Origin of the sequence: Aurantimonas coralicida DSM 14790 (assembly GCF_000421645.1) — a bacterium.
Classification (GTDB): Bacteria; Pseudomonadota; Alphaproteobacteria; order Rhizobiales; family Rhizobiaceae; genus Aurantimonas; species Aurantimonas coralicida.
The window spans coordinates 1-7870 of the sequence record NZ_ATXK01000027.1 but is presented as its reverse complement, the minus strand read 5'-3'; the positions used below and the strand labels follow the sequence as shown (position 1 = coordinate 7870).

Here is a 7870-nt window from a genome sequence, read left to right as displayed (position 1 = left end):
AACGACACCGCCTTCGCCCGCCACCGCCTGCTCGACGACCTGTTCGGCATGTCGACCTGGTTCTGCGACGCCTACGCTTCCTGGCAGAAGGGAGGCGTCGAAAACGCCAACGGACGATTGCGACGATGGCTGCCCAGATGGCTCGATCTCGACACCCTGTCCGAAGCCGATCTCCAGGACGCCATTGTCAGCCTCAACACCACGCCGCGCAAATGCCTCGGCTTCATCACCCCTTTCCAGTGCCTCCTCCAGGAACTTGGCAAGGACGTCCGAATCCGCTTCTCATGAGCATGTTGCGCTTCGCGCTGGAATCCACCCGTCGTGACCGCACTCGCCTATCGCCACACGATCGATGATCCGTCTCGGTTTGCTTCGGCCCAGACAGTCGGTGCCTACCTCGGCCTAACGCCGCGACGGCATCAGTCCGGAAAGACAGACACGCAAGGCGGCGTGTCGAAATGGGGCGACCGCGCCCTGCGTGTCTATCTTTACGAAGCAGCCACAGTGCTTCTGCATCGGACGAAGCGGTGGTCTCGGCTGAAAGCCTGGGGGGAACAGCTTGCCCGGCGTGTCGGCTACAAGAAGGCCACACCGCGCTCGCCCGCAAGCTCGCAGTCATCCTGCATTGTATCTGGACCGACGGTACTGAATTCGAGTGGGGTAAGGAGCCCGCGATGATCTCATCCGTCTGATCGTCATTCCGATCGGTGTCGCATCGAAACTCGACGCGACCCGATGTCCCCGCCGGGACGGTGGTGACGGCGACCTCGGTCATTCGGCTGACGCAGGTATCTGACGTCGTTGCACACATCGAGGCGTCCACCCCCGAACACCATCATGAGGCAGCGACCTCGAAAAGGACCCTGACCCCGGCGGCGACATCAAAGTGGGAGTTGACAGCGAGCCGCAATTAAAGGGCCGAATGACAACCTCCCGCCCGCCGAGGCGGAAGCCGCCTACTACGCCAAGCTTGAGGCCGTGCCGAAAGCCGCGTAGGACTCAAACAAAATGGTCTCCGGGAAACCCGGGGCGGTTCACTCACGGGCCGGCGGTCGGCTTGAGAGGACAAAACTCCACCTCGGTGAGCGGCGTCGTACGACGCTGAAGGCAGCCACGGGCGTAGTCAATCGAAAGACCGTGCTTCCGCAGCTTCTCTTGCGGAAAGTCACCTACCCCGGATTTGACAGCCCAGAGACCACCCGACCCCGGATTCGCTAGAATTTCCTCAAACCTTTGCGCGGCTGCTGACCCCGGCAGAATCATGAAGTCGCTATCCTCCAACTGCACGAAGTGTGATGACTTCGGAAGGCTCGACGCGATAAAAGCGGTCGGCTTATTGACCAACAAGTAGGTCGCAGGCTGCAGAAGCGCCGGAGGAAGATCGATCCCTCGATACGCGCTATCCCAACTCTCGCGACCCCAATTGGCTGCTTGGGAGGAAAACCCGACGAGAGCTGCCAGTAGCACCGTTCCGATCAGCGCGAGCGCCGATCGGACGAGTTGGCCCATGCACATCATGATCGCGCCGGCCGCAAGGATTTCTAGGACAACAGCGTAGCGCTGGATCGCGAATACCGACAGCCAAACGGCATATGAGACAACGAAGAACACCGTGAATTGCCACTGGTTGCGATTCAATAACTGCCGCCTGTGAGCCAGGAAGCCCCCGAGCACCAGAAGCCCGAGGCTGAAAAGCAAAGCGAATCGCGTGTCGGTGAAAGCAACCTCTGCCGTCCGATGATCCCCGGTCATCCAAAGCCAAGGATACGCGATAGCTTCTGTCAACGACTGCGGCAAGAAGCGTGTGTCGCTCAGATTTTCCGCTGGCGAACCAGGCGAGCGGAAAATCCCGTTGTAGTAGGGATAAAGGGGGTTCCCGAACGTTCGCCACAGAAACCACGCCCATCGCCCCTCGGTCGCTACGACACCAACCATTCCTCCAACCGCCAGGAGAAAGATGCTCTGAACTGGCTTCCGCGCCATGAGCACGGCTGCAATGCTGCCTATCGCGTAGCTCGCGTTAGTCAGTTTCAACCCCGTCGCGGCACCGATAAGAAGCCCTCCGAGCAGAATGAAGTAAATCCTCTGCTCTGAGGCCAGCACGATAAGAAGCAAGCCGCCAATAATGAGCGGCGCGGTCCACAGGTCGGCAAAACTGGTACCTATTTCGGAGAGCGTCAACGGTCCCGTGACGGCGATAAGGAGCGCCGCAATGGGGAGAGCTAAGCGGTAACCGGCGGTAGCGGCGTCTCCAACTAGCTGGCGCGCTAAGATCCACAGCAGCCAGAAGTTGATCCCCTGTAGTGCTCCCATGAGCATCGCCGCGATAGGAAGCGAAAGCTGGTGTCTTAAGATGTATGGGAATATATACGGATAGGGGTTGAAATAGGTCTGAATGCCGCTAGGCACAACGTCCGTGTTGTATCGGTCCGACAACCAAGCATAGGCGAGATAGTCGTGATAGTTACGCCAGTCCCAGTTAAGATCCTGACCAGCTAGGTAGGCGTAGGACGCACCGAAACACATTGCGCATAGGAACACTATGAGCCCGACAATGCGAGGGGAAATAATAGCCGCTAACAAGGGATCAACACGCTGTACGGAGAGAAAATACCGTAACGCAAGTATAGCTACAGACGAGTGCCGTAAGAAAAGCGGCTTAGAGAGCTAAAACTAGCGTACACGGGTGGTAGAGGTAGGAAGCAGTATGCACGGGATAGAATGTCGCATCGATCAGTGAGCATCGCCACGACGGAATTCGAGGACAGTGAGTAGCTGACGGAATTGTCGATGCCGCCGGCTCCGCCTTCGAAGTAGACTACAGCGACACTTCCGTTCAGCGCGCTGTGGCTGCCGCCAGCACGAGCGATCTCGGATTCCGCGCCCGGCCCGCCCCGGAATCAGTTCCAGAGGTTTCAAAAAGCGAACCGAAGATGCGGGCATAGCGGGTATTCGACTCTCCAGCCCCCGGTTTCCAATCCATTCGATTTCTCTCGCTTGCCCCGCTCTGGGATCGTGTCGAAATAGTGAACTAAGAAAATACATAATCGGGTTCAACGTTAGTGTCCACGGGGGTGGTAGAAATTTGTATTTTGAACAGCCCCGAGTTTCGTGGACGCCGTAAGCGTCGTCCCGGCCCCACCTTTCGCGTTTTATCCTGACGGGCGAGGCTGACGATCCTGAGGAGGATCGTTCTGTGTCTAGTTTTGACATTACGCTTGAGCCGATGCGTCGGATTGAGGTGATCAACGGCGCTGCGGGACGGCGCCGCTGGTCGGCAGACGACAAGGCGCGGATCCTCGAAGAGACCTTGGTGCCGGGCGCGGCGGTTTCGGAAGTCGCCCGTCGCCATGGTCTGTTGCCGCAGCAGGTTTTTGGATGGCGGCGTGAGGCGCGCCGTGAGCTTGATGCGGGCTCGGCGGCATCATCGGCATTCGTGCCCGTCATCGTCGAGCCGCCCTCAACCGCCGTGCGGCGAGATCAGCCGAAGCCGCCCCGCCGCAAGCGGGCCGCGCCTCGAGCGAGCTGCGAGATCGAACTGGAGCTCGGCGGTGTCGTCGTACGCATCGGATCCGACGCGAGCCCGAAGTCGATCGCGTCAGTGATCAAAGCCCTGAAGGTCGGCGTGTGATCGGTCCGACCGGCGCCGTCCGGGTGCTGGTGGCGACCAAGCCCGTCGACTTCCGCAAAGGTGCCGAGGGGTTGGCAGCCCTGGTCCGCGAGACGATGGGCGCCGATCCGTTCTCAGGGGCGGTCTACGTCTTCCGGGCCAAGCGCGCCGATCGGATCAAGCTGGTGTTCTGGGACGGCACTGGCGTAGTGCTGGTGGCCAAGCGGCTGGAGGACGGTGAGTTCCGCTGGCCGAAGGTTCAGGACAGTGCCATGCACCTGACGGCCGCGCAGCTCTCGGCACTGTTGGAAGGCCTCGACTGGCGCCGCGTCCATGCGATGCGGGATACTCGGGTGCCGGTGATATTGGGCTGAGCGAAGAGGCGCAAATCTGTTGCCGCCGGCGTGGGGAAGTGATTCACTCCCCGCATGAACCTGGTGGCCGACACGCTTCCCCACGATCCCGGTACGCTGAAGGCGATGCTGTCCGCCGAGCGTTTGCGCGCCGAGCGCCTTGTGCAGATCATCAAGGAATTGCAGCGTCACCGCTTTGGCCGCCGCGCCGAGACACTACCCGAAGACCAGCTCCTGCTCGGCCTCGAGGAGGTCGAGCAGGGCGTCGCGGCTGACGAAGCAGCCCGCAGAGACCGCGGCCCCGGCACTGCGGACGGAGCGCGCCGCCAAGCGTCGAGCGAACAGGGACTCGCTGCCTGCCCATCTGCTCCGGATCGAGACCGTCGTCGACATCGAGGACAAGGCCTGCCCATGCTGCCGGCATGCCCTGCATGTCATTGGCGAGGACGTCGCCGAACGCCTCGACATCGTTCCTGCCCAATTCCGCGTGCTCGTCACCCGCCGCCCACGCTACGGCTGCCGATCCTGCGAAGGGATCGTGGTCCAGGCGCCGGCACCCGCGCGGTTGATCGAGAGTGGCATTCCCACCGAGGCGACGGTCGCCCAAGTGCTCGTGTCCAAGTATGCCGACCATCTGCCGCTCTACCGCCAGGCGCAGATCTACGCCCGCCAGGGTGTCCATCTCGACCGCTCGACCCTGGCCGACTGGGTCGGCCGGGCGGGGTTCCTGCTCCGACCCGTCCACGAGCGGCTGCTGGGCCACCTGAAGGCATCGACCAAGCTGTTTGCCGATGAGACCACCGCACCGGTTCTCGATCCTGGCCGAGGACGGACGAAGACCGGCCAGCTCTTGCCTATGCCCGGGACGATCGTCCCTTCGACGGCGATGATCCGCCTGCCGTCGTCTATGTCTACGCGCCCGACCGCAAGGCCGAGTGACCCATTGCCCATCTCCAGGGATTTGCCGGCGTTCTCCAGGTCGACGGCTATGGCGGCTACAGGGTGCTAGAGAGCGTCCCCATAAACGGGTTCAGCGAGGTGGCGTAATCTGATTCAATCTCCTGGAAGGGAGATTGCCATGCGTCGCCATGAACTGTCGGATCAGGAATGGGCTGTCATCGAGCCGCTGCTGCCTCAAAACAGCCGCGGCGTCGCCCGGGTCGACGACCGGCGGGTGATCAACGGCATCCTCTGGCGGTTCCGCACCGGCTCATCCTGGCGCGACGTCCCGGAGCGTTACGGTCCTCGGACCACGCTCTACAACGTACGCCTGCGGTGAAGGCCGCCTTGCGGGAGAGATGTTTTCGGCCTGAGAACAGTGCGTATGGACAGGAATACGCACAGAGCCTTTGAGCGGCTTGAGATCGTCGAGATGGGTCGGCGTCGTCGCTGGAGCGACGAGGAGAAGCTGAAGATCGTTGTCGAGAGCATGGCGGCCCCGCGGCTGGTGTCGGCGACGGCACGTCGCTACGGGATATCGCGATCGCAACTGGCGACATGGCGGCGGACTTTTCGAGACGAGCCAGCCGGACCGGATCCCGTGCCGACGTTCGTCCCCGCGGTGCTCGCACCGGCACCGGAGTTGCCGAGGCAAGAGAGCGTGGCGACATCCTCTCGCATGGAGATCATCCTGACGGGCGGTCGGCGGATCGTTGTCGACGCCGGTGTCGATCCCGAGGCTCTGGCGCGGGTCATCGCCGTTGTGGATCGGCGCCGATGATCCCGGTCCCGAGCGGGGTACGGGTCTGGCTGGCGACGGGGCATGTCGACATGCGCAAGGGCTTTCCCGGCCTGTCGCTGCTGGTGCAGGAGACGCTGAAGCGTGATCCTGCGAGCGGCCATCTCTTCGTCTTTCGTGGCCGGCGCGGGGACCTGATCAAGGTCATCTGGCATGACGGCCAGGGCGCCTGCCTGTTCGTGAAGAGGCTGGAGCGGGGCCGCTTCATCTGGCCGTCGCCGGCGGATGGAGCAGTGACGATCTCGCTGGCGCAGCTCGGCTATCTGCTCGAGGGGATCGACTGGCGTCATCCGCAGAGAACCTGGCGCCCAAGCGCGGTGGGATAGAACAAACTCCTTGTGTTGCAGGGGTTCTGTGGCAGAATCGGCTTTGTCACGAACTGCTTCGGGCCTTCCGCCATGGCCGCCGCGCCGGACGACATCGCCACCCTGAAGGCCGCCCTCGCGGCGGCCGAACGGCGTGCCGATCGGGCGGAAGCCGAAGTGGCCAACAGAAGGGCGAAGGCCTCGCATGCCGAAGCCCTGATCGCGCATCTGACGCTGGAGATCGAGAAGCTCAAGCGCGAGCTCTACGGGACGCGTTCCGAGAAGAAGGCGCGTCTCCTCGACCAGCTCGAGATGCAGCTCGAAGACGCGCAGGCTGCCGCTACCGAGGACGAACTCGCGGCCGAGCAGGCCGCGGCGAAGACGACCAGCGTTCAGGCATTCATTCGCAAGCGCCCCTCGAAGAAGCCGTTTCCCGAGCATGTGCCGAGAGAGCGGGTGGTCGTTCCGGCGCCGACCGAATGCCCGTGCTGCGGCTCGGGCCGCCTGTCGAAGCTCGGTGAGGACATTACCGAGACGCTGGAGGTGATCCCGCGGCAGTGGAAGGTGATCCAGACTGTGCGGGAGAAGTTCACCTGCCGGGAGTGCGAGAAGATCACCCAGCCGCCAGCGCCGTTCCATCCCACGCCCCGCGGCTTCCTCGGCCCGAGCCTGCTCGCGATGATCCTGTTCGAGAAGTACGGCCAGCATCAGCCGCTGAACCGGCAATCCGAGCGCTATGCCCGCGAGGGGATCGACCTCAGCCTGTCGACGCTGGCAGACCAGGTTGGCGCATGCGTCCCTGTCCTTCGCCCGCTGCACGACCTGATCGAGCGGCATGTTCTCGCTGCAGAGCGCCTGCACGGCGACGACACGACGGTGCCGATCCTGGCCAAGGGCAAGACGGTGACCGGCCGGGTCTGGGTCTATGTCCGTGATGATCGGCCGTTTGACGGTCCGGCGCCGCCGGCAGCCCTGTTCTACGCCTCCCGCGACCGCACAGCCGAGCATCCCGAGCGCCACCTCACAGGCTATGGCGGGATCCTTCAGGCCGACGCCTACTCGGGATATGGCCGCCTCTATGACGGCAACCGGCATCCGCGGCCGCTGACCCAGGCGCTGTGCTGGAGCCACGCTCGCCGCAAGTTCTTCGAACTCGCCGACATCGCCCGGAGCGCCCGGCGGGGAAAGAACGCGGCACCGATCTCGCCGCTGGCGCTGGAGGCGGTGAAGCGCATCGACGTTCTGTTCGACATTGAGCGCGAGGTGAACGGCCGTCCTGCCGAAGAGCGTCTTGCCGTCCGGCAGGAGCGGAGCGTTTCCGTTCTCGCCGATCTGGAGGACTGGATGCGAACCGAGCGGGCGCGCCTGTCGCGCCACGCGCCGGTCGCCAAGGCCATGGACTACATGCTGACGCGCTCGGAGGGCTTTGCCCGCTTCACCACCGACGGCCGGATCTGCCTCAGCAACAATGCGGCGGAGCGGGCGATCCGCGGCCTGGCGCTCGGCCGCAAGTCGTGGCTCTTCGCCGGCTCCGATCGTGGAGCCGACCGCTGCGCCTTCATGCTGACGCTGATCGCCACCGCCAAGCTGAACGACGTCGATCCGCAGGCCTGGCTCGCCGACGTGCTCGCTCGCATCGCCGACACACCGCAGTCCCGCCTCGGCGAGCTCCTGCCGTGGAACTGGCCGGCCAAACATCACCGGGTCGAGCGGGCAGCCGCGTAGCCGATGCTCAGCACTCGCCCGCCGCGGTTCAGGCCGGATGGTTACTCTACAACCGCTTCACGCGCTGGCGGACCGCCGGTGTGTGGGATCGCCTCCTGGCAGCGGTATCGAAGGCTTATGACGGCGACATCGTCATGAT

Annotated in this window: 8 protein-coding genes and 4 pseudogenes; 11 read left to right on the top strand and 1 reads right to left on the bottom strand. The window is 63.4% G+C overall.

Going from position 1 to position 7870, the window contains the following annotated elements:
- On the top strand, nt 1-288 hold a 288-nt coding region (locus tag H536_RS24855), incomplete at its 5' end, for a hypothetical protein (protein ID WP_024352458.1).
- 33 nt (nt 289-321) lie between these two features.
- Nucleotides 322-692: pseudogene (locus tag H536_RS24085) on the top strand (transposase); the annotation flags it as partial.
- Nucleotides 693-1038: 346 nt separating this feature from the next.
- Here H536_RS24085 and H536_RS0121975 read toward each other — a convergent pair.
- A complete protein-coding gene (locus H536_RS0121975) occupies nt 1039-2313 on the bottom strand; it encodes a hypothetical protein (protein WP_155898606.1) in 1275 nt (424 codons plus the stop codon).
- Nucleotides 2314-3196: 883 nt separating this feature from the next.
- On the opposite strand from H536_RS0121975, the gene tnpA (H536_RS25555) reads away from it, so the two are divergent.
- The 9 genes and pseudogenes from tnpA (H536_RS25555) to H536_RS24705 form a co-directional block, all read left to right on the top strand.
- The gene (gene tnpA, locus H536_RS25555; protein WP_024352456.1) at nt 3197-3631 is read left to right on the top strand and encodes an IS66-like element accessory protein TnpA; all 435 of its coding nucleotides are present in this window, start codon (nt 3197-3199) and stop codon (nt 3629-3631) included.
- Nucleotides 3628-3984 (top strand): IS66 family insertion sequence element accessory protein TnpB, encoded by a 357-nt coding sequence (tnpB, locus tag H536_RS0121965; RefSeq protein ID WP_024352455.1) that lies wholly within the window; start codon nt 3628-3630, stop codon nt 3982-3984. Before tnpA (H536_RS25555) ends, tnpB (H536_RS0121965) begins: the two co-directional genes overlap by 4 nt.
- A 54-nt stretch (nt 3985-4038) precedes the next feature.
- Nucleotides 4039-4269 (top strand): annotated as a pseudogene (locus tag H536_RS25550) (transposase domain-containing protein); the annotation flags it as partial.
- Nucleotides 4160-4972 carry an IS66 family transposase gene (gene tnpC / locus H536_RS22975; protein ID WP_373279290.1) on the top strand — a complete coding sequence of 271 codons (813 nt, stop codon included), beginning with the start codon at nt 4160-4162 and terminating at the stop codon, nt 4970-4972. The pseudogene H536_RS25550 and the gene tnpC (H536_RS22975), both read left to right, overlap by 110 nt.
- Before the next feature lie 69 nt (nt 4973-5041).
- Nucleotides 5042-5227, top strand: a pseudogene (locus H536_RS0121955) (transposase); the annotation flags it as partial.
- 60 nt (nt 5228-5287) lie between these two features.
- Nucleotides 5288-5683, top strand: coding sequence for an IS66-like element accessory protein TnpA (gene tnpA / locus H536_RS0121950; RefSeq protein ID WP_029703885.1), 396 nt, complete (start codon nt 5288-5290; stop codon nt 5681-5683).
- A complete protein-coding gene (gene tnpB, locus H536_RS0121945; protein WP_024352454.1) occupies nt 5680-6027 on the top strand; it encodes an IS66 family insertion sequence element accessory protein TnpB in 348 nt (115 codons plus the stop codon). Before tnpA (H536_RS0121950) ends, tnpB (H536_RS0121945) begins: the two co-directional genes overlap by 4 nt.
- A gap of 72 nt (nt 6028-6099) precedes the next feature.
- A complete protein-coding gene (gene tnpC, locus H536_RS0121940) occupies nt 6100-7731 on the top strand; it encodes an IS66 family transposase (protein ID WP_024352453.1) in 1632 nt (543 codons plus the stop codon).
- 47 nt (nt 7732-7778) lie between these two features.
- A pseudogene (locus H536_RS24705) lies at nt 7779-7870 on the top strand (IS5/IS1182 family transposase); the annotation flags it as partial.